General features: G+C 71.4%; 20 protein-coding genes. 16 read left to right on the forward strand and 4 right to left on the reverse strand.

All coding sequences use genetic code 11. From position 1 onward, the window contains the following. Window positions 1-89 precede the first annotated feature (89 nt). The 5 genes from tal (at window position 90) to pgl (ending at window position 6,575) form a co-directional block, all read left to right on the forward strand. The gene (gene tal, locus OG928_RS25175) at window positions 90-1,202 is read left to right on the forward strand and encodes a transaldolase (RefSeq protein WP_406287624.1); all 1,113 of its coding nucleotides are present in this window, start codon (window positions 90-92) and stop codon (window positions 1,200-1,202) included. A 246-nt stretch (window positions 1,203-1,448) separates the two neighbouring features. Beyond that, window positions 1,449-3,128, forward strand: coding sequence for a glucose-6-phosphate isomerase (locus tag OG928_RS25180; RefSeq protein WP_406287626.1), 1,680 nt, complete (start codon window positions 1,449-1,451; stop codon window positions 3,126-3,128). Next, a complete protein-coding gene (gene zwf, locus OG928_RS25185) occupies window positions 3,125-4,681 on the forward strand; it encodes a glucose-6-phosphate dehydrogenase (RefSeq protein WP_406287628.1) in 1,557 nt (518 codons plus the stop codon). Before OG928_RS25180 ends, zwf begins: the two co-directional genes overlap by 4 nt. Then, the gene (opcA, locus tag OG928_RS25190; protein WP_406287629.1) at window positions 4,678-5,823 is read left to right on the forward strand and encodes a glucose-6-phosphate dehydrogenase assembly protein OpcA; all 1,146 of its coding nucleotides are present in this window, start codon (window positions 4,678-4,680) and stop codon (window positions 5,821-5,823) included. The genes zwf and opcA overlap by 4 nt, the downstream gene beginning before the upstream one ends. Beyond that, window positions 5,820-6,575, forward strand: coding sequence for a 6-phosphogluconolactonase (gene pgl, locus OG928_RS25195; protein WP_406287631.1), 756 nt, complete (start codon window positions 5,820-5,822; stop codon window positions 6,573-6,575). Before opcA ends, pgl begins: the two co-directional genes overlap by 4 nt. A gap of 124 nt (window positions 6,576-6,699) precedes the next feature. Here the strand turns inward: pgl and OG928_RS25200 are convergent, their stop codons facing one another. Continuing rightward, the gene (locus OG928_RS25200) at window positions 6,700-7,173 is read right to left on the reverse strand and encodes a hypothetical protein (protein ID WP_406287633.1); all 474 of its coding nucleotides are present in this window, start codon (window positions 7,171-7,173) and stop codon (window positions 6,700-6,702) included. Between the two features lie 498 nt (window positions 7,174-7,671). Here OG928_RS25200 and egtA point away from each other — a divergent pair, with 498 nt between their 5' ends. The 3 genes from egtA (at window position 7,672) to egtD (ending at window position 12,103) form a co-directional block, all read left to right on the forward strand. Beyond that, window positions 7,672-8,910, forward strand: coding sequence for an ergothioneine biosynthesis glutamate--cysteine ligase EgtA (egtA, locus tag OG928_RS25205; RefSeq protein WP_406287635.1), 1,239 nt, complete (start codon window positions 7,672-7,674; stop codon window positions 8,908-8,910). Next, window positions 8,910-10,259, forward strand: coding sequence for an ergothioneine biosynthesis protein EgtB (gene egtB / locus OG928_RS25210; RefSeq protein ID WP_406287637.1), 1,350 nt, complete (start codon window positions 8,910-8,912; stop codon window positions 10,257-10,259). Before egtA ends, egtB begins: the two co-directional genes overlap by 1 nt. Window positions 10,260-11,125: 866 nt before the next feature. Further along, entirely contained in the window at window positions 11,126-12,103 is a 978-nt protein-coding gene (gene egtD, locus OG928_RS25215) for an L-histidine N(alpha)-methyltransferase (RefSeq protein WP_406291196.1), read from the forward strand. A 70-nt stretch (window positions 12,104-12,173) separates the two neighbouring features. On the opposite strand, the gene OG928_RS25220 is transcribed toward egtD, so the two are convergent. The 3 genes from OG928_RS25220 to OG928_RS25230 form a co-directional block, all read right to left on the reverse strand. After that, complete coding sequence (locus OG928_RS25220) at window positions 12,174-13,121, reverse strand: COX15/CtaA family protein (protein ID WP_406287640.1); 948 nt, start codon at window positions 13,119-13,121, stop codon at window positions 12,174-12,176. Window positions 13,122-13,179: 58 nt separating this feature from the next. After that, the gene (locus OG928_RS25225) at window positions 13,180-13,896 is read right to left on the reverse strand and encodes an ABC transporter permease (protein WP_406291198.1); all 717 of its coding nucleotides are present in this window, start codon (window positions 13,894-13,896) and stop codon (window positions 13,180-13,182) included. Window positions 13,897-13,970: 74 nt separating this feature from the next. Then, the gene (locus OG928_RS25230; RefSeq protein WP_406287642.1) at window positions 13,971-14,900 is read right to left on the reverse strand and encodes an ABC transporter ATP-binding protein; all 930 of its coding nucleotides are present in this window, start codon (window positions 14,898-14,900) and stop codon (window positions 13,971-13,973) included. A 202-nt stretch (window positions 14,901-15,102) separates the two neighbouring features. Between OG928_RS25230 and OG928_RS25235 the strand changes: the two genes are divergently transcribed. From OG928_RS25235 to OG928_RS25270, 8 genes are read left to right on the forward strand one after another with little or no spacing between them, the layout of a single operon-like run. Next, on the forward strand, window positions 15,103-15,918 hold the full coding sequence (locus OG928_RS25235; RefSeq protein ID WP_406287645.1) for a helix-turn-helix transcriptional regulator: 816 nt from the start codon (window positions 15,103-15,105) through the stop codon (window positions 15,916-15,918). Then, window positions 15,915-17,327 carry a Fe-S cluster assembly protein SufB gene (gene sufB, locus OG928_RS25240; protein WP_406287647.1) on the forward strand — a complete coding sequence of 471 codons (1,413 nt, stop codon included), beginning with the start codon at window positions 15,915-15,917 and terminating at the stop codon, window positions 17,325-17,327. Before OG928_RS25235 ends, sufB begins: the two co-directional genes overlap by 4 nt. Window positions 17,328-17,330: 3 nt before the next feature. Continuing rightward, window positions 17,331-18,563, forward strand: coding sequence for a Fe-S cluster assembly protein SufD (gene sufD / locus OG928_RS25245; RefSeq protein ID WP_406287650.1), 1,233 nt, complete (start codon window positions 17,331-17,333; stop codon window positions 18,561-18,563). After that, window positions 18,560-18,877, forward strand: coding sequence for a non-heme iron oxygenase ferredoxin subunit (locus tag OG928_RS25250; RefSeq protein ID WP_406287651.1), 318 nt, complete (start codon window positions 18,560-18,562; stop codon window positions 18,875-18,877). Before sufD ends, OG928_RS25250 begins: the two co-directional genes overlap by 4 nt. Window positions 18,878-18,884: 7 nt before the next feature. Further along, complete coding sequence (gene sufC, locus OG928_RS25255; protein WP_406287653.1) at window positions 18,885-19,658, forward strand: Fe-S cluster assembly ATPase SufC; 774 nt, start codon at window positions 18,885-18,887, stop codon at window positions 19,656-19,658. After that, on the forward strand, window positions 19,655-20,914 hold the full coding sequence (locus tag OG928_RS25260) for a cysteine desulfurase (protein WP_406287655.1): 1,260 nt from the start codon (window positions 19,655-19,657) through the stop codon (window positions 20,912-20,914). The genes sufC and OG928_RS25260 overlap by 4 nt, the downstream gene beginning before the upstream one ends. Window positions 20,915-20,932: 18 nt before the next feature. Next, entirely contained in the window at window positions 20,933-21,382 is a 450-nt protein-coding gene (gene sufU, locus OG928_RS25265; protein WP_406287657.1) for a Fe-S cluster assembly sulfur transfer protein SufU, read from the forward strand. Further along, entirely contained in the window at window positions 21,379-21,705 is a 327-nt protein-coding gene (locus OG928_RS25270; RefSeq protein ID WP_406287660.1) for a metal-sulfur cluster assembly factor, read from the forward strand. The genes sufU and OG928_RS25270 overlap by 4 nt, the downstream gene beginning before the upstream one ends. The last annotated feature ends 101 nt before the right edge of the window (window positions 21,706-21,806 follow it).

The raw sequence follows: 21,806 nt of genomic DNA on the forward strand, positions 1-21,806 counted from the left end.
ACCCGGCCGGCACCCCCCACGACGGGCGCCGGTCCCGCACCCATCAGGTCGCCGGACCCGGCCGCCGACTCGAGAAGGAGCAAAGTGTCATGACGGAACCCCTGCGTCGCCTGTCCGCCGAGGGCGTGGCCGTGTGGCTCGACGACCTGAGCCGGACGCGGCTGGAATCCGGCAACCTGCATGACCTGGTGCGCGACCGCGGGGTCGTCGGCGTCACCACGAACCCGGCGATCTTCCAGAAGGCGATCACCGGCAACGACGTCTACGACGCGCAGCTGCGCGACCTCGCGGTGCGCGGCGTGACCGTGGACGAGGCCGTCCGGATGATCACCTCGGCCGACGTGCGCGACGCGTGCGACGTGCTGCGCCCGGTGTACGACGCGACCGAGGGTCTCGACGGCCGAGTGTCGATCGAGGTCGACCCGCGCCTCGCGCACAAGACCGAGCCGACCATCGCCGAGGCCCGCCAGCTGTGGTGGCTCGTCGACCGGCCGAACCTGTTCGTCAAGATCCCCGCGACCAAGGCCGGGCTGCCCGCGATCTCGCAGGCACTCGCCGAGGGCATCAGCGTCAACGTCACGCTGATCTTCTCGCTGGAGCGCTACCGCGAGGTCATGGAGGCGTACCTGGAGGGTCTGGAGCGCGCCCGCGTGGCCGGTCTGGACATCTCCAAGATCGAGTCGGTCGCGTCGTTCTTCGTGTCCCGCGTGGACACCGAGATCGACAAGCGGCTCAAGGCGCTGGGCACCCCCGAGGCCAAGGCCGCCGCCGGCAAGGCCGCCGTCGCCAACGCGCGGCTCGCCTACCAGGCGTACGAAGAGGTCTTCGGCACCGACCGGTGGGCGGCCCTCGCCGCCGCCGGCGCCCGTCCGCAGCGCCCGCTGTGGGCCTCGACCGGCGTCAAGGACCCCGAGTACCGCGCCACGATGTACGTCGACGACCTGGTCGTCGCGGGCACCGTGAACACGATGCCCGAGGCCACCATGAACGCCGTCGCCGAGCAGGGCGAGATCACCGGCGACACCGTCCACGGCACGTACGAGTCGGCCCGTGCCGACCTCGACACGATCGCCAAGCTCGGCATCTCCTACGACGAGGTCGTCGACCTCCTGGAGGAGGAGGGCGTCGAGAAGTTCGACACCTCCTGGAACGAGCTGCTCGCGTCGGTGCAGGCCGAGCTGGACCGGCTCGCCAAGGGCTGAACCCCCCTTCGAACCGGGCTCACGACCGGGCCCGACCGGGCTCACGACCGGGCCCACGACCGTGATCTCGGCCGGGATTCCGGCCGTGGTTCGCACCCGTCGCCCTCCCTCGGGCGGTGGTCGCAGCACCCTTCGTTCCGTCGTCGCCGAATGTGACCCGTTCGGCGGCGACGGGGCGGGTACTCCACGTAATCAGGGCATGATTTCAGCACACTCCCACCCCATTAATAGGAGGGCTGACCGCCCGTGGTACACGCAAACGACGAACGCGTGACCGCCGGCGGCGTGGATGTCACCGTTTCCGGTGATCTCTCGCACGCTGCCGCAGTCGCCGAAGTCATCACCGCCTGCGTCGTGGACAAGGTGCCCGCGCGCCTGGTCGCCTCCGACGCCACCCTGTGGGGTCCGGAGGCCGAGTCGCTGGCCGCGATCCGTCTGGGTTGGGTGGACCTGCCCGCTTCCTCGCGCGCCCTGCTGCCCCAGCTCGCCGAGTTGCGCGAGCAACTGCGCGCCGAGGGCCTGGACCACGTCGTCCTGGCCGGCATGGGCGGCTCCTCGCTCGCGCCCGAGGTGATCACCTCGACCTACGGCATGCCGCTCACCGTGCTCGACACGACCGACCCCGCCCAGGTCCGCCGCGCGCTCGGCGACGACCTGGAGCGCACCGTCGTGGTCGTCTCCAGCAAGAGCGGCGGCACCGTCGAGACCGACAGCCACCGGCGCGCCTTCGAACAGGCCTTCCTGGACGAGGGGTTGACGAACGATCAGCTCTCCCGGCGGATCGTGGTCGTGACCGACCCGGGCTCCCCGCTGGAGAACACCGCGCGCAACGCCGGCTACACCGTCGTGCTCGCCGACCCCAACGTCGGCGGCCGCTACTCGGCGCTGACCGCGTTCGGCCTGGTGCCCAGCGCGCTGGCCGGCGTCGACGTGGAGAAGCTGCTCGACGACGCCGCGGCGCTCGCGCCCGCGCTCGCCGAGGACAAGGACAACCCGGGCCTGCTGCTCGGCGCCGTGCTCGGCGCCGCCGCCAACCACGGCCGGGACAAGCTCGTGCTCGCCAACACCGGCGACATCGTGGGCTTCGGCGACTGGGCCGAGCAGCTCATCGCCGAGTCCACCGGCAAGCAGGGCCGCGGCATCCTGCCCGTCGTCGTCGAGGGAGTCGACGCGCCGGGCTTCGCGCGCAAGGTCGGCGCCGACACCGTCCGCACGGTGATCGGTGACGAGGACGTCGTGCGGCCCGAGGCCGACCTGCGCGTCTCCGGCCCGCTGGGCGCCCAGTTGCTGCTGTGGGAGTACGCGACGGCGGTCGCCGGGCGCGTCATCGGCATCGACCCGTTCGACCAGCCGAACGTGCAGGAGTCCAAGGACAACACCGGTGCGCTCCTGGAGCGTGCGGGCGACGGTCCGCTGCCCGAGGGCGAGCCGGCCTTCTCCGACGGCGCGGTCCGGGTGTACGGCGACGCCGAGTTGCTCGCCGGCGCGAGCGACCTGAGCGGCGCGTTGCGCGCGCTGCTGGAGACCGTGCCGGACACCGGCTACCTGGCCGTGATGGCCTACCTCGACCGCGTCGGCGACAGCGCCGCCGCCGAGTTGCGGCCGCTCCTGGCCGACGCGCTCGACGGCGATCAGGTCACCTTCGGCTGGGCGCCGCGCTTCCTGCACTCGACCGGTCAGTTCCACAAGGGCGGCCCCTCGGTCGGGGCGTTCCTCCAGATCACCGGCGCCAGTGCCGAGGACCTGGACGTGCCGGCCAAGCCGTACAGCTTCGGTCGGCTCCAGCTGGCCCAGGCCCTCGGCGACCTCGGTGCGATCACCTCGCGCCGGCGGCCCGTACTGCGCCTGCACCTGACGGATCGCGCGGCCGGACTCGGGCAGCTGCTCGACGCCGTCCGCGCCCTTGTGGACGGAGCGGCTCGATGAGCCCCAAGGCCACCAAGTCCAAGCCGGCCGTCTGGCCGGACAACCCGCTGCGCGACCCGCAGGACCGCCGACTCCCGCGCATCGCGGGCCCGTCCGGCCTGGTGATCTTCGGCGTCACGGGCGACCTGTCCCGCAAGAAGCTGATGCCGGCGATCTACGACCTCGCCAACCGCGGGCTGCTGCCGCCGGGCTTCGCGCTCACCGGCTTCGCCCGCCGCGACTGGGAGAACCAGGACTTCGCGCAGGTCGTGTACGAGGCGGTCAAGGAACACGCGCGCACGCCCTTCCGTGAAGAGGTGTGGCAGCAGCTGTCCGAGGGCTTCCGGTTCGTCCAGGGCGAGTTCGACGACGGCAAGGCGTTCGACCAGCTGCGTCAGACGATCGACGACCTCGACGCGCAGCAGGGCACCCAGGGCAACCACGCGTTCTACCTGTCGGTTCCGCCGAAGGCATTCCCCGAGGTGGTCCGCCAGCTCAAGGAGCACGGGCTCGCCGACCCCAAGGCCGACTCGTGGCGCCGCGTCGTCATCGAGAAGCCGTTCGGGCACGACCTCAAGAGCGCGCGCGCACTGAACAAGGTGGTCGACGAGGTCTTCCCGCCCGAGTCGGTCTTCCGCATCGACCACTACCTCGGCAAGGAAACCGTCCAGAACATCATGGCGCTGCGCTTCGCCAACACGATGTTCGAGCCGCTGTGGAACCGGTCGTACGTGGACCACGTGCAGATCACCATGGCCGAGGACATCGGCATCGGCGGCCGGGCCGGGTACTACGACGGCATCGGCGCCGCGCGCGACGTGATCCAGAACCACCTGCTCCAGCTGCTCGCGCTGACCGCGATGGAGGAGCCGGTCTCCTTCGACGCCGACTCGCTGGTGGCCGAGAAGCTCAAGGTGCTCAGCTCGGTCAAGCTGCCCGACGACCTGTCGCGCGGCACCGTGCGCGCGCAGTACACGCGCGGCTGGCAGGGCGGCGAGCTGGTCCCGGGCTACCTCGAAGAGGACGGCATCCCGCCGGACTCGCGGACCGACACGTACGCCGCGATCAAGCTGGAGATCGCCAACCGCCGCTGGGCGGGCGTCCCGTTCTACCTGCGCGCGGGCAAGCGGCTCGGCCGCCGGGTGACGGAGATCGCGGTGGTCTTCCAGCGCGCCCCGCACCTGCCCTTCGACGCGACCGCCACGGAGGAGCTGGGCCAGAACGCCCTGGTCATCCGGGTGCAGCCGGACGAGGGCATGACGGTGCGGTTCGGCTCCAAGGTGCCGGGCACCGCGATGGAGGTGCGCGACGTCAACATGGACTTCGCGTACGGCGAGTCCTTCACCGAGTCGAGCCCGGAGGCGTACGAGCGACTGCTGCTCGACGTCCTGCTCGGCGACGCGCCGCTGTTCCCGCGGCACGAGGAGGTCGAGCTGTCCTGGAAGATCCTCGACCCGATCGAGGCGCACTGGGCGCAGCACGGCAAGCCCGAGCCCTACGTGTCCGGGACCTGGGGTCCCGACGCGGCCGAAGAGATGCTCGCACGTGACGGACGGAGCTGGCGCCGCCCATGATGATCGATCTGACGGACACCAAGTCGAGCAAGATCAATGCCGCCCTGGTCGAGGCCCGTCGAGGGATGGGCAGCCCCACCCTCGGCATGGTGCTGACGCTGGTCATCGTCACCGACGAGGCCAACCAGTACGACGCGATGAAGGCCGCGGGCGAGGCCGCCCGCGAGCACCCGTCGCGGATCCTGGTGGTGATCGGCCGCCCCGGCCAGGAGATCAGTCCGCGGCTCGACGCCGAGGTCCGGGTCGGCGACTCGGGCGTCGGCGAGACCGTACTGCTGCGCATGCACGGCGAGTTGGCGAACCACGCCGAGTCGGTCGTGCTGCCGCTGCTGCTGCCGGACGCGCCCGTGGTGGTGTGGTGGCCGGGGCGCGCGCCGGAGGTGCCGAGCAAGGACCTGCTGGGTGCGCTGGCGACCCGTCGGGTCACCGACGCGGCCGCACCGCCGCGCCGGGCCGATGTGCTGCGGCTGCGCGCGAGCGCGTACACGCCGGGCGACACCGACCTGGCCTGGACCCGGACCACGCCGTGGCGCAGCCTGTTGGCCGCGGCGCTCGACCAGAAGTACAGCAGGATCCTGAGCGCGAAGGTCGGCGCGAAGGCGGGCAACCCGAGCGCGGAACTGCTCGCGCTGTGGCTCACCGACCGCCTCGGCGTCGACGTGGAGCGGGTGGAGACCGGCGGCCCGGGCATCACCTCGGTGACGCTGGTGACCAAGGACGGCGAGATCGTCATCGACCGTCCGGACGGGATGATGGCGTCGCTGTCCTCGCCCGGCCAGCCGGACCGGGTGGTGGCGCTCAAGCGCCGCGAGGCGTCCGACCTGGTCGCGGAGGAGCTGCGGCGGCTCGACCCGGACGACGTGTACGCGGCGACGCTCGCGCGTGCGGCGCTCGAAGCGGCGCGCGACCCCTCGCCGGGCTCGTTCACCGAGACGCCGGTGTCGCAGACCCCGGTCGCCGACGTGCAGAAGGCCGAGGAGGGCGAGGCGCCGAAGGCGCGCGTGACCAAGGACCTCGGTACGGCGCCGGTGGTCAAGCGCACGTCGAGCGCGGCGGCGACCAAGCCGGCGTCGACGCGCGAGGCGGTCGCCAAGAAGGCCGCGCCGCGCGCCCCTCGCAAGAAGAAGGGCGACAACGCGTGACGGCGCACGGCCTCGTACGGGTACACGCCGACACCGCGCTGATGGCCAAGGCGGCCGCGACCGGGCTGATCCAGCGGGTCGCGGACGCGCAGGCCGAGTTCGGCGTCGCGCACATCGTGCTGACGGGTGGGCGCAACGGCAACGCGCTGCTGTACGAGCTGTCGCTCACCCCGACGTTGAACGCGATCGACTTCGACCGGCTGCACATCTGGTGGGGCGACGAGCGGTTCCTGCCGGCGGGCCACGCCGACCGGAACGAGACGCAGGCGCGCGAGGCGTTGTTGGACACGGTTCCGGTGCTGCCGGAGCTGGTGCACGCGATGCCGGCGAGCGACGGCCCGGACGGCGACGACGTCGAGGCGGCCGCGGCGCGGTACGCGGCCGAGCTGGCCGCGGCGGCGCCGGCGGGCGCGTCGGTGCCCGCGTTCACCCTGGCGATGTTCGGGGTCGGCCCCGACACGCACGTGGCGTCGCTCTTCCCGGGCTTCGCCGCGACGCGGGAGACGGAGCGGACGGTGGTCGCCGTGCGCGAGGCCCCCAAGCCCCCGCCGACGCGAATCACCTTGACCTTCCCGGCGATCCGGGCGGCGCACGAGGTGTGGCTGCTGGCGGCGGGCGAGGACAAGGCGCAGGCGGTGGCATCGGCCCGGGCCTCAGCCGACCCGACCGCGACCCCGGCCGCCGGCGCCCACGGCACGGCCGCGACCCTGTGGCTCCTGGACCGCAAAGCGGCGGCAAAGCTGCCGGAGTAGGCAGATCGAAGCCGCCTGATACGAGGCGAGTCGAGTCGTGAAGGGCGGGGCGAGAGCCGAGTGGCTCCCGCCCCGCCCTTCACGTACCGCGGCAGTCGGCAATCGCGGCCTCGGCGGATCGCCTCTACGTCAGGCCCGCGCGGTGGCGCATTGTGGTTTCGGGGGGCAGGGAGGTCGGGCGGACCCGGTTTTCCTTGGCCACGTACTGCTCGTACAGGGGGCCGCCGCCGGCCGGGAAGGGGTGTCGGTCCAGGAGCACGAGCAGGTTCGATCGGGCGCACCCGTACGCCCGGACCGCCGGCGCGGCCCCGGCGCGTGCGGTCGGGTCGTCCTCGGCCGGCCGCAGCGCCTGCTCCGCCCGCTCCGCCGCCGCCCTGGCCCGGTGAAACGCGGGCGCGACCTCGGCGTGCCAACAGGCCAGGCCGAAGAGCAGCCTGTCGCGCCTGATGAGGTCCCACTGCCGGTCGAGGTCCGCGTCCGTGGCGTCGTCGGGCAGCGGCTCGAACAGGGCGTGTCCGCGCTCACGGTGCAGCGCGTGGTCGCGGGCGTGGTCTCCGGTGTAGCCGTCCAGGTCGATCGGCGGCCGCGCGATGGTCATCCCGCCATGACAGGCCACCCGGCGCCGGTTGTCCAGACTCCCGGGGCGGGTACGGCCGCCGCGGATCCGTCCCCTCGCGAACCGCGGACGCGCGCGCCGGCCGGCGCGGTCAAGCACCCTCGGCCCGTGCCGCCCTCGCTCTCACGGGACCCGTGCGGCCGCAACTCGGGGCGCTCGCAGGCGAAGAGGGGCGCGGCGGGCATCGAGCAGCGCGGAGACGGCGGGGCGACGGAGCGGGGCCGCGCGCCGGGATCCCGGCGCCACAAGGCCCGAACCTCGACCCCCACGACAACCTCGCAACGAGCCCACGACGACCCCCGCGGCACCCCGACGATGACCCGAACGGGGAACACGCCCCCGGTCCCCGTGGTTGCCCTCGTGTGTCTCCTGTAGGCCATGTGGGTGTGGCTCGGGGTTCACGAGTGCGCTGGTGTTCCCGTCCCGTCCGCCGGGTACAGCAGTTCAGGAAAGTTGCTCGAGAGACAAGGAGTGAGTGCGATGGATGTCGCTCTCAAGGAGGACGACGCGCAGGCCCACGTACATGGCGTGTGCTTCAAGACGGGCCCACCCGCGCGGGTCGGCATAGAGCTGGAATGGATCGTGCACGACGGCGTCGACGCCCGCCGCGAAGTGACGCCGGAGCGGCTGGACGAGGCCCTGGCCCCCTTGACGGGACCCGGCGGGCTGCCGTTCGGCAGCAGGTTGACCCGGGAGCCGGGTGGGCAGGTCGAACTGAGTTCGCTGCCCGCGACGACGCTCGCCGGCTGTGTCGCGGAGCTGCGGGCCGACACCGAGGCGCTGCGACGGGCACTGGCCGCGAGCGGACTCGTGCTCGCCGGCCACGGATTGGAGCCGTACCAAGACCCCCCGCGGATCGTGGACCATCCCCGCTACCGCGCCATGGAGACCTACTTCGACCGGGATGGCACCTGGGGCCGGATGATGATGCGCGGCACCGCGTCCGTGCAGGTCAACCTGGACGCCGGTGACGAGACGGCGGGCCTTCAGGGATACCGCTCCCGCTGGGAGCTGACCCACCGGCTCGGCCCGGTCCTGATCGCCGCGTTCGCCAACTCCCCGCTGTGGCACGGCAAACCGACCGGCTGGCGCTCGACCCGGCAATTCGTCTGGGAACGGATGGACCCCGGCCGAACCCGACCCCCGGGATCCGGACCGGACCCGCGCGCCGTCTGGGCGAGCTACGCGCTGGACGCCGCGCTGCTGTGCGTGCGCGGCATCTCGTCGGAGAGCTGGACCGCGCCCGAAGGGCTGACCTTCCGCTCCTGGTTGCGCGGCGCGCCCGGCGTGCGACCACCCACCTTGGAGGATCTGGACTACCACCTGACCACGCTCTTCCCGCCGGTCCGCCCGCGCGGCTGGCTGGAGTTGCGGATGATCGACGCCCAACGCGGCGACGACTGGGTGGTCCCGGCCACGATGGCCGCCACCCTGCTCGACGACCCGGCCGCGGCCGAGGCCGCCTGGGCGGCGACCGAGCCGCTGTGCCCGAACGGGTCGGCGGTACCGGCCGACTCGGTGTGGACACGTGCCGCCAGGCTCGGCCCCGCCGACCCGGAGCTCGGCAAGGCCGTCCGCGCGTGCTTCGCCGCCACCGAGAACGCACTCGCCGACTCCGGTGCGCCGGACCGGATCCGCTGTGCCGTGGCCGAGTTCGGCCGACGCTACGCCGAACGGGGCCGATGTCCCGCGGACGACCTCCTGGAAAGGGTCCGTTGATGAAGTCGACGACGTCGATAACCGAGCGCCCTCCTTCCGCACGCGCGCGGGCCGCGGCCGCGCTGGCGAGGGCCCGGCGCCGGACACTGGCACTGACCGACTGCCTGGGCGAGGACGAACTCTCGGCCCAGCACTCCCCGCTGATGTCCCCACTGGTCTGGGACCTGGCACACATCGGCAACCAGGAAGAACTGTGGCTGGTCCGCCGAGCCGGCAACCGCCCCGCGCTGCGCCCCGACCTGGACCCGCTCTACGACGCCTTCCGGCACCCGCGTGCCGACCGTCCCGCACTTCCCCTGCTGGGGCCCGAAGCGGCCCGCCGCTACCTCGGGGAGGTGCGCGAGCAGGCCCTTGCCGTGCTGGACACCGCCGATTTCGACGCCACGGGCGACCCGCTCCCGGCGAACGGATTCGTCTTCGGCATGCTCGCCCAGCACGAGCAACAGCACGACGAGACCATGCTCGCCACCCACCAACTGCGCAGCGGGCCGGCCGTCCTGGACGCCCCCGCCCCGCCGGCCGCCCCGCCCGACGCGGCCGGGCTGCCCCGCGAGGTGCTGGTGGCCGCCGGACCCTTCGAGATGGGCACGTCCACCGAGCCGTGGGCGCTCGACAACGAACGGCCCGCGCACACCGTCGACGTGCCGGCGTTCTGGCTGGACACCGTGCCCGTCACCAACGCGGCCTACCTGGACTTCATCGCCGACGGCGGCTACGAAGACGCGCGCTGGTGGACCCCGGAGGGCCTGCGGCACCGGCGGCAGGCCCAGCTGACCGCCCCGCTGTTCTGGCGACGCGACGGCGGGACCTGGCTGCGCCGCCGCTTCGGCCGGACCGAACCCGTACCGCTCGACGAGCCGGTGCTGCACGTGTGCTGGTACGAGGCCGACGCCTACGCCCGCTGGGCGGGGCGGCGCCTGCCGACCGAGGCCGAGTGGGAGAAGGCGGCCCGGCACGATCCGGACGCCGGCCGCTCCCGCCGGTACCCGTGGGGGGACGCCGACCCCACGCCCGAGCACGCCAACCTCGGTCAGCGACACCTCCAACCCGCCCCCGCCGGCGGCTATCCGGCGGGTGCCGCCCCGTCCGGGGCCCGCCAGCTGATCGGCGACGTCTGGGAGTGGACGTCCTCCGACTTCACGCCCCATCCGGGCTTCGCGGCCTTCCCCTACCGGGAGTACTCCGAGGTGTTCTTCGGCCCCGGGCACAAGGTGCTGCGCGGCGGCTCCTTCGCGGTGGACGAGGTCGCCTGCCGCGGTACCTTCCGCAACTGGGACCTGCCGATCCGCCGACAGATCTTCGCCGGCTTCCGCACCGCGCGCGACGCGGGCCCCGGGGAGGCCCGCTGATGTGCCGTCATCTGGCCTACCTGGGACCGGAGATCACGCTCGCCGAGCTGCTTGTCGAACCGCCGCACGGGCTGTACGAGCAGTCCTGGGCGCCGCGCCGGCAGCGGTACGGCACGGTCAACGTCGACGGCTTCGGCTTCGGCTGGTACCCCGGCGGGCCGGCGGCAGCCGACCCGGAACTCGACCCGGACGCGGAGCCCGACCGGGCGGCGGCGTCCGGCCACCCGCCGGAGCCCGCCCGCTACCGTCGCGCGCTGCCGATCTGGGCCGACCCCAACCTGCCCGACCTGGCTCGCACGATCCGCAGCGGCGCGATCCTGGCCGCCGTCCGCAGCGCCACCGCCGGCACCAGTCAGGACGAGGCCGCCGCGGCACCGTTTCGCGACGGCCACTGGCTGTTCAGCCACAACGGCGCGATCCCGGACTGGACCAGGTTGCCCATCGAGGCCACCGGCCTGGAGCCGGCCGACCTGCTCGCCCTGGAGGCCCGCTGCGACTCGGCCCTGCTCTGGGCCATGCTCGCGCGCCGGCTCCGCCGCGGGGAGCCCGCCGGCGGGGCGACCGCCGCGCTGATCCGGCAGGTCGCCGCCGCCCGCCCGGACGCGCGGCTGAACCTGCTGCTCACCGACGGCCACACCATCGTGGCCGGCCGGCACGGGGACACCCTGTGGTACCGCACCGCCCCCGACCGGGTACTCGTCGCCTCCGAACCCGACGACACCGTCGACGCGCGTTGGGGCGAGTGGCGCGAGGTGCCCGAACACTCCCTGCTCCTGGCCACCCGAAGCGGCGTGCGCGTCGCCCCGATCCGCCCCGTGCGCCCCACCGCCGCACGCCCGTCCACCGACCCACAGGAACGGCGCACCATGACCAGCCGCTTCACCCTCGACCACCGGCTGCCCGACGACTACTTCACCACCACCCTGCGTGCCGACGTGCTCCAGGGCCTCACGGCGCCGACCAGGTCGCTGCCGCCCAAGTGGTTCTACGACGCCCGGGGAAGCGAACTCTTCGAGCAGATCACCCACCTGCCCGAGTACTACCCCACCCGGGCCGAGCAGGAGATCCTCACCCGCTACGCCCCCGAGATCGCCGCCGCCACCCGGGCCCGCTCGCTGATCGAGCTCGGCTCGGGCTCCTCCCGCAAGACCCGGCTGCTCCTGGACGCGCTCACCGCCGCCGGCACGCTGGAGCGCTACGTTCCGCTCGACGTCAGCGACTCCGCGCTCGTCCAGGCCGGGGAGGCGCTCTGCCGCGACTACCCGAGCCTGCGGGTCGCGGCCACGGTCACCGACTTCGAGCACGAACTCCCCGTGACCGACGAGCCGGGTCCGCGCCTGCTCAGCTTCCTGGGCAGCACCCTCGGCAACCTCGACACCGCCCAGCGCGCGGCCTTCTACGGCATCCTGCGCCGCGCCCTGAGCGCCGACGACACCCTTTTGTTGGGCGTGGACCTGGTCAAGGATCCCGAGGTCCTGGTGGCGGCGTACGACGACAGCCAGGGCGTCACCGCCGAGTTCAACAAGAACGTGCTGCAGGTGCTCGATCGCGAACTGGACGCCGACTTCGATCCCGACGCCTTCGACCACGTGGCGCTGTGGAACGCCGAGGCGGAGCGGATCGAGATGCACCTGCGTTCCCGCACCGACCAGACCGTCAAGATCCCCCCGCTCGACCTGTCCGTGGACTTCGCCGAGGGCGAGCACCTGCGCACCGAGATCTCGGTCAAGTTCCGCCGGGAGGCGCTGGAGGCCGAGCTGGCCGGGGCGGGCTTCACGATCCGCCGGTGGTGGACCGACAGCCGCGAGCGCTTCGCCCTGCTCCTGGCCGTGCCGAGCCGCTGACGCGTCGAGGCGCTCCGAACCGCCGAAGCGGGTCGCGATCCCATGGATCCGACCCGCTTCGGCGGCGGTGTCAGTAGCGCGTGGCCACCGGCTCGCGGTCCTCGACCGCCGGCCGCGGCTCCTCGGCCTCGGTCGCCGCGTCCGCGCGGACCCGCAGGCCGAACAGCACGCGCGTCGCCGTCACCACGGTCAGCGTCGCGCCCCACATGTGGACCAGGACCATCCACTCGGGCAGGCCGTTGAAGTATTGGACGTAGCCGAGCAGGCCCTGGGGGACCAGGACGCCGAGCAGCCACCAGACGCGGTGCTGGGCGGCGAGGGGGGCGTCGGTGACGCGCAGGGCCAGGGCCAGGGCGATGGCCGCGCCGAGCAGGAGGAACGCCAGGTCGGCGTGCAGCCAGGCGATCTGGTCGATGTCCAGGTCGAAGCGCTTGGCCTTGAGGTCGCCCGCGTGCGGCCCGGTGCCGGTGACCAGGGTGCCGACCACGATCAGCGCGCCCGCGAGGGCCACCGTGCCGTAGCCGAACCAGCGGATCTCCGGCCGGACCAGCAGCCGCGCGGGCGCGTCGCCCTCGCCCGCGCGCTCGTACAGCATGACCGCCGAGCCGATCAGCAGCATCGACAGCAGCAGGTGGCTCGCGACCGCCATCGGGTGCAGGTCGGTGAGCACGGTGATGCCGCCGAGCCCGGCCTGGCCGGCGACCGTGCCGATCTGCACCCAGGCCAGCGTGGTGATGTCCCTGCGGCGCGGGAGCTGCCGGTACGCGAACACCACGCACGCCACCGCGATCGCGCCGACGACGTAGGTCAGCATCCGGTTGCCGAACTCGATGTACGCGTGGTGGCTGACCGCCTCGTGCGGCGTCCAGTCGGTGTTGTTGCACTGCGGCCAGGTGTCGCACCCCAGGCCGGAGTCGGTGAGTCGGACGAGACCGCCCGTGACGACGATGCCGATCTGCGCCACCAGGTTCGCGAGGAACACACGGCGGGCGAGCGGGGAGACGGCCTGCAAACTCATGCGCGACATGCTACGTCGTGAATCAATTCACAAGCGCACCAGGGTGCCCGGCCGACCGTCACTCCCACCGAAAGAAGCGCGCCGCCGCGCCCAGGCCCAGCACCGCCCAGACCGCCAGGATCGCCAGATCGCCCAGCGGCAGCCCCGAGCCGTCCCGCAGCACGTCGCGCAGGCCGTCCGACAGCGCCGAGATCGGCAGCAGCGCCAGGGTGTGCTCGACCCCGGAGGGGAACTTGTCCAGCGGCACGATCACCCCGCCGCCGAGCAGCAGCAGGATGAACACCAGGTTCGCCGCCGCCAGCGTGGCCTCGGCCCGCAGCGTCCCGGCCATCAGCAGTCCGAGCCCCGAGAACGCCGCCGTGCCCAGCAGGAGCAGCAGGATCACCCACACGGGGTTCCCGTGCGGCGACCACCCGAGCGCGAGCGCGATCACCGCGAGCAGGGCCACCTGGAGCACCTCGACCACGAGCACGCACGCCGTCTTGGCCACCATCAGCCCCCAGCGCGGCAGCGGCGTCGAACCGAGCAGCTTGAGCACGCCGTACCGCCGCTCGAACCCGGTCGCGATCGCCTGCCCGGTGAAGGCCGTCGACAGCACCGCGAGCGCGAGCAGCCCGGGCGCCAGGAAGTCGACCCGCTCGCCGTCGCCGGTGTCGACGATGTCCGCCGAGCTGAAGACGACGAGCAGCAGGGTCGGGATGATCACCGTCAGCAGCAGTTGCTCGCCGTTGCGCAGCAGCATCCGCGTCTCCAGGACGGCCTGCGCCACGATCATCCGGGTCGGCGAGGCCGCGCCGGGCGCGGGCGCGAAGGTCCCCCGCGGCGCGATCGTCCCTTCCTCCACCGCGCTCAACTCCGCAGCTCCCGTCCGGTCAGCTCCATGAACACGTCCTCCAGGCTGCGTCGTTCCACGGTCAGCCGCTCCGGCATCACCCCGTGCTGCGCGCACCACGAGGTGACGGTCGCCAGGAGTTGCGGGTCGATGTGGCCCTCGATCCGGTACGCCCCGCGGGACACCTCCAGCGCCTTCGCGCCTTCCGGCAGCGCGTTCAGCAGCGAGCCCAGGTCGAGCCCGGGCGGTCCGGAGAAGCGCAGCGAGTTCTCCGCGCCGTCGTGGCACAGCGCCTCCGGCGACCCGAACGCGATCACCCGCCCGCGGTCCACGATCGCGACGTCGTCGGCGAGCTTCTCGGCCTCGTCCATCAGATGCGTGGTCAGCACGACGCTCACCCCGTCCGTACGCAGCTCGCGCACCAGCTCCCAGGTCGCGTGCCGCGCGTGCGGGTCGAGCCCGGCGGTCGGCTCGTCCAGGAACACCAGCTCGGGGCGGCCGACCACGGCGAGCGCGAGCGCGAGGCGCTGCTGCTGCCCGCCGGACAGGCGTCGGTACGTGGTCCGACCGCACGAGCCCAACCCGAGCCGCTCGATCAGCATCGCGACGTCCAGCGGATGCGCGTGCAGCCGCGCGACGTGCCGCAGCATCTCCTCGGCGCGCGCTCCCGAGTACACGCCCCCCGACTGCAACATCACCCCGATCCGCGGCCGCAACGCGCTCGCGTCGCGGGCCGGGTCCAGGCCGAGCACCCGGACCTCGCCCGCGTCGGCGCGCCGGTAGCCTTCGCAGATCTCGATCGTGCTGGTCTTCCCGGCGCCGTTCGGACCGAGCACGGCGGTCACCGTGCCGCGTTCGACGGTGAGCGAGAGCCCGTCCACGGCGGTCTTCGCGCCGTAGCGCTTGACCAGGCCCGTGATGGCGACTGCTGGGGGCGGGGAGTCCATGACGAGTCAGTCTAGAAAGCTCTCGGCGCCTCTCGTGCCGGGGTCGCCGACATCACGCACACCTGACGGGGCGTCAGGAAAATCCGCAGGTCAGCCCGCGTGTACTCACCGGTGTGATGTTAGGTACACCTAAGTGATGGACTCCACGTGGACGGAGTTTGGCCTGGGGGTCGATTAACGCAACAATGGTGTTGTGGAATACATGCGGACGGGTGAAGAGGCGTCGAGGCGGACAACCGCCCCGGGTGTCGGCACGTCCGAGCATGACGGCCACGAGGGCACCCGGCACCGGGTCACGCGCTCGATCGTCGACCACGGCCCGTCCACCGCGGCGGACCTGGCCGAGCGACTGGAGCTGACCCCGGCGGGAGTGCGTCGCCATTTGGACGCACTCGTGGCCGAGGGCGTCGTCGAGGCCACCGAGCAGCGCGTCTACGGGCGCCGAAGCCGGGGTCGCCCGGCCAAGGTGTTCGCGCTCACCGACGCCGGTCGCTCCGGTTTCCACCAGGAGTACGACGAGCTGGCGGCCGAGGCCCTCGGCTTCGTCGCCGAACATCTCGGCGACGAGGCCGTGACGAAATTTGCCCGCGAGCGGCTTGCCGCCCGCGAGGAGAGGTATCGTCCCTCGGTCGAGTCCGCGCCCCCCGGGGAGCGGGCCCGAGCGCTGGCCGAGGCGCTGTCCGCCGATGGGTATGCCGCGAGTGCGCGGCCTGCACCCGGCGGAGAGCAGCTTTGCCAGCACCACTGTCCGGTGGCACACGTCGCCGAGCGGTTTCCGCAGCTCTGCGAGGCCGAGGCCGAGGTGTTCGCGCGCCTTCTCGGCACGCACGTGCAACGGCTGGCGACCATCGCCCACGGCGACGGCGTCTGCACGACGCACGTTCCTGCTGTACAGGCTGAACCGGCCGGCTCGTCCGGCCGGACGAACACCGAAGACAAGAATCCGCCGCGCCGGGGCCCTTCCCGTCCGCGGGAATCGACCGACGCCACCCCGGCTTCCGGGAGGACTACTTCATGACCACCGACGCTCGCCCAGAGCTTGAGGGTCTGGGCACCTACGAGTACGGCTGGGCCGACTCGGACACCGCCGGCACGAACGCGCGCCGCGGAATCTCCGAGGAGGTCGTCGCGGACATCTCGGCGAAGAAGTCCGAGCCCGAGTGGATGTTGAAGCAGCGCATGAAGGGCCTTCGGCTCTTCGGCAAGAAGCCGATGCCGACCTGGGGCTCCGACCTCTCGGGCATCGACTTCGACAACATCAAGTACTTCGTGCGCTCGACCGAGAAGCAGGCCGCCTCGTGGGAGGACCTGCCCGAGGACATCAAGAACACGTACGACCGGCTCGGCATCCCGGAGGCGGAGAAGCAGCGCCTCGTCGCGGGCGTCGCCGCGCAGTACGAGTCGGAGGTCGTCTACCACCAGATCCGCGAGGACCTGGCGGAGCAGGGCGTCATCTTCCTCGACACGGACACCGGGCTGCGCGAGCACCCGGAGCTGTTCAAGGAATACTTCGGGTCGGTCATCCCGACCGGCGACAACAAGTTCTCCGCGCTGAACACCGCCGTGTGGTCGGGTGGCTCGTTCATCTACGTCCCGCCGGGCGTGCACGTGGAGATCCCGCTCCAGGCCTACTTCCGGATCAACACGGAAAACATGGGTCAGTTCGAGCGGACGCTGATCATCGCCGACGAGGGCAGCCACGTGCACTACGTCGAGGGCTGCACCGCGCCGATCTACAAGTCGGACTCGCTGCACTCGGCCGTCGTCGAGATCGTCGTCAAGAAGAACGCCCGGGTGCGCTACACGACCATCCAAAACTGGTCGAACAACGTGTACAACCTGGTGACCAAGCGCGCCGTGGCCCACGAGGGCGCGACGATGGAGTGGATCGACGGCAACATCGGTTCCAAGGTCACCATGAAGTACCCGGCCGTGTGGCTGCTCGGCGAGCACGCCAAGGGCGAGACGCTGTCGATCGCCTTCGCGGGCGAGGGCCAGCACCAGGACGCCGGTTCGAAGATGGTGCACTGCGCCCCGAACACGTCGTCCAACATCGTGTCCAAGTCGGTCGCGCGCGGCGGTGGCCGCACGTCCTACCGCGGTCTGGTCCAGATCGAGGAAGGCGCGCACGGCTCGACCTCGTCGGTCAAGTGCGACGCGCTCCTGGTCGACACGATCAGCCGCTCGGACACCTACCCGTACGTCGACGTCCGCGAGGACGACGTGTCGATGGGCCACGAGGCGACCGTCTCGAAGGTCTCCGAAGACCAGATGTTCTACCTCATGAGCCGCGGCATGACCGAGGACGAGGCCATGGCGATGATCGTGCGCGGGTTCGTCGAGCCCATCGCGCGCGAACTCCCCATGGAGTACGCCCTCGAACTGAACCGCCTGATCGAGCTTCAGATGGAAGGGGCTGTGGGCTAGTCCATGGCTGCGAACACCAACAACCCCGGTAGCACGACCGCCGGCTCGATCGCCGTGCGCGAGTCCGGGGCCGCGAACGAACTCGCCGGCCCCGGCACCGGGCGCTCGGTCGCCCAGCCGGCTGACGCCCGACAGGTCGCCGCCGCGTCGTACGACGTGGCCGACTTCGCGGTGCCCACCGGCCGTGAGGAGGACTGGCGGTTCACCCCGCTGGCCCGCCTCCGCGGCCTGCACGACGGCACCGCCGGCGCCGGCGACCTGGGCGAGGTCACCGTCTCGGTGACCGCGCCCGAGGGCGTGGCCGTCGAGACCGTCGACCGCACGGACCCGCGCATCGGCACGGCCGGCCCGCCGGTCGACCGCGTCGCCGCGCAGGCGTACAGCGCGTTCGAGAAGGCGACGCTGATCACCGTCGCCAAGGACACGCAGCTCGCCGAGCCGGTCGTGGTCGCCCTGCACGGAGCCGGCGGCACCGCGTTCGGGCACGTCACGATCTCGGTCGAGCGGTTCGCCGAGGCCACGGTCGTGCTCGACCACAGCGGTTCCGCGACCTACGCGCAGAACGTCGAGTTCATCGTCGCCGAAGGCGCCAAGCTCAAGGTCGTCTCGATCCAGGACTGGGACGCCGAGTCCGTGCACGTGGGGTCGCATCTGACCCGCGTGGGCCGCGACGCGTCCTTCACCTCCGTGGTGGTCACGCTCGGCGGCGACCTCGTTCGGCTGTTCCCGCGCGTGGTCTACGACGGCCCGGGCGGCGACGCCGAGCTGTACGGCGTGTACTTCGCCGACGCCGGCCAGCACCTCGAACACCGGTTGTTCATCGACCACGACGTGCCGCAGTGCCGCAGCCTGGTGACCTACAAGGGCGCGCTCCAGGGTGCCGACGCGCACACGGTGTGGATCGGCGACGTGCTCATCCGCGCGGCCGCGCAGGGCACCGACACCTACGAACTCAACCGCAACCTCGTGCTCACCGACGGCGCGCGCGCCGACTCGGTCCCCAACCTGGAGATCGAGACCGGCGAGATCGCCGGCGCCGGGCACGCGAGCGCGACCGGGCGCTTCGACGACGAGCAGCTCTTCTACCTGCAGTCGCGCGGCATCCCGGCCGACGAGGCCCGCCGCCTGGTGGTGCGCGGCTTCTTCGCCGAGATCATCGCCCGGGTCGGTATCGCCGAACTGGAAGAGCGCCTGATGACGCAGATCGAGGCCCGCCTCGAAGGCGGCGCCCGATGAGTTATCTCAAGGCCTGCGCCGAGACGGATCTGCACGAGGACACGCCCCTGCGCGTCGTGCTCGACGAGATTCCGGTGACTCTCGTGCGCACCGAGGGCGATGTGTACGCGATCAACGACGTGTGCTCGCACGCCAACGTGTCGCTCTCCGAGGGCGAGGTCGAGGACTGCGCCATCGAGTGCTGGCTGCACGGCTCGCGCTTCGATCTGCGCACCGGCCGCCCTTCGGGTCCCCCGGCAAATCTGCCGGTCCCCGTGTACCCCGTGAAGATCGACGGCGGAGCCGTCTTTGTCGATGTGAACCAGGAGTCCTGAGTCCGTTATGGCAACGCTTGAGATCCGCGACCTGCACGTCAGTGTGGACGCCGAGAACGGTCCGCGCGAGATCCTGCGCGGCGTCGACCTGACCGTGAAGCAGGGCGAGACCCACGCCATCATGGGCCCGAACGGCTCGGGCAAGTCGACGCTGGCGTACTCGGTCGCGGGTCACCCGAAGTACAAGGTCACCGGCGGCAGCGTGCTGCTCGACGGCGAGGACGTGCTGTCGATGTCCGTCGACGAGCGGGCCCGCGCCGGCCTGTTCCTCGCGATGCAGTACCCCGTCGAGGTCGCCGGCGTCTCGGTGTCCAACTTCCTGCGCACCGCGGCCACCGCCACCCGTGGCGAGGCCCCCAAGCTGCGGCTGTGGATCAAGGAAGTCAAGGAGGCCATGCAGCGCCTCCAGATGGACCCCGCGTTCGCCGAGCGCAACGTCAACGAGGGTTTCTCCGGGGGTGAGAAGAAGCGCCACGAGATCCTCCAGCTGGAGCTGCTTCGCCCGAAGATCGCGATCCTCGACGAGACCGACTCGGGTCTGGACGTCGACGCGCTGCGCGTGGTGTCCGAGGGCGTCAACCGCGTGCAGGCCACCGGCGAGATCGGCACCCTGCTGATCACCCACTACACGCGCATCCTGAAGTACATCAAGCCCGACCACGTGCACGTCTTCAACGGCGGCCGGATCGTCGAGTCCGGCGGCGCCGAGCTCGCCGACAAGCTGGAGGACGAGGGCTACGAGGCCTACACGGGCGTCAGTGCCAAGGGAGAGTCTGCATGACAGTGCACCTGCCGGGGCTGCTCGACACCGACGCGATCCGCAAGGATTTCCCGATCCTCGAACGGCTCCTGCACAGCGACAAGCCGCTTGTCTACCTGGACAACGCGGCGACGTCGCAGACCCCGCGTCAGGTGATCGACGCCATGACGCACTACTACGCCAACAGCAACGCGAACGTGCACCGCGGCGTGCACGTGCTGGCCGAAGAGGCCACCGCGCTGTACGAGGGCGCCCGGGACAAGGTCGCGACGTTCATCAACGCGCCCAGCCGGGACGAGGTCATCTTCACGAAGAACTCCTCCGAGGCGATCAACCTCGTCGCGAACATGCTGACCTGGGCGGACGAGCCGTTCCGGGTCGGCGCGGGCGCCGACGTGGTGATCACCGAGATGGAGCACCACTCGAACATCGTCCCGTGGCAGCTGCTCGCGCAGCGCACCGGCGCGAAGCTCAAGTGGTTCGGTCTGACCGACGACGGCCGGCTCGACCTGTCGAACATCGAGCAGGTGATCACCGAGGACACCAAGGTCGTCTCGGTCGTGCACACCTCGAACATCCTCGGCACGGTCAACGACCTGGAGCCGATCGTGCGCCGCGCGCACGACGTCGGCGCGCTCGTGGTGGTCGACGCGTCGCAGGCCGCGCCGCACGTCGTGCTCGACGTGCAGGCCCTGGAGGCCGACTTCGTCGCCTTCACCGGGCACAAGATGTGCGGCCCGACCGGCATCGGCGTGCTGTGGGGCCGGCTCGGCCTGCTGGAGGAGCTGCCGCCGTTCCTGGGCGGCGGCGAGATGATCGAGACCGTGACGATGAGCGCGTCCACGTACGCGCCCGCGCCGCACAAGTTCGAGGCCGGCACCCCGCCGATCGCGGAAGCGGTCGGGCTCGGTGCGGCGATCGACTACCTGTCGGCGATCGGCATGGACAAGGTCGCGGCCCACGAGCACGCGCTCACCGGGTACGCGATCGACGCCCTCGCCGGTGTCGAGGGCCTGAAGATCATCGGTCCGGCGAACAACATCGCCCGCGGTGCGGCCATCTCGTTCACCTTCGGCGACATCCACCCGCACGACGTGGGTCAGGTGCTCGACGAGCAGGGCATCGCGGTCCGCGTGGGTCACCACTGCGCGCGACCGGTGTGCCTGCGCTACGAGGTGCCGGCGACCACGCGTGCCTCGTTCTACCTCTACTCCACGCCGGGTGAGGTCGACGCGCTCGTGGCCGGTCTGGAACATGTCCGTCGGTTCTTCGGCTGACACGGGTGGGAGGCGAAGATGAAGCTTGACGGCATGTACCAGGAGATCATCCTGGACCACTACCGCCACCCCCATAACAAGGGGCTGCGGGACCCGTTCGACACCGAGGTGCACCACGTCAACCCGACGTGTGGCGACGAGGTCACCCTGCGTGTGAAGCTGGACGGCGAGAAGGTTCTCGACGTCAGCTACGAGGGCCAGGGCTGTTCGATCAGCCAGGCCAGCACGTCGGTGATGACCGACCTGGTGATCGGGCACACGATCGAGGACGCTCTGCACGCGGGCGACGAGTTTCTCGCGCTCATGCAGTCCAAGGGGCAGGGCGAGCCGGACGAGGACGTCCTGGAGGACGCCGTGGCGTTCGTCGGCGTCAGCAAGTACCCGGCACGTGTGAAGTGCGCGCTGCTGGGCTGGATGGCCTTCAAGGACGCGACCGCGCAGGCGCTGGAGACGGAAGGGCAGAAATGACCGACACCAAGGCGCAGGCCACGCCCGAGGACGTCACCGAGGCGATGTACGACGTCGTCGACCCCGAGCTCGGGATCAACGTCGTCGACCTCGGCCTGGTGTACGGCGTCCACGTGGACGACGCGAACATCGCGACGATCGACATGACGCTCACGAGTGCGGCGTGTCCGTTGACCGATGTCATCGAGGACCAGACCCGTACGGCGACGGAGGGGATTGTCGCGGACATGCGGATCAACTGGGTGTGGATGCCGCCGTGGGGGCCGGACAAGATCACCGATGACGGGCGTGAGCAGTTGCGGGCGCTTGGGTTCAACCTGTAGGGCCTCAGTCGCCGGCCGGGCTTTTGGCCTCAAGCGCCGGCCGGGCTTGATTGACCCGGCCTTCGGCCGAGGTGGCCTCAAGCGCCGGCCGGGCTTTTGGC

This window comes from Embleya sp. NBC_00896, from assembly GCF_045207785.1.
Lineage (GTDB): Bacteria > Actinomycetota > Actinomycetes > Streptomycetales > Streptomycetaceae > Embleya.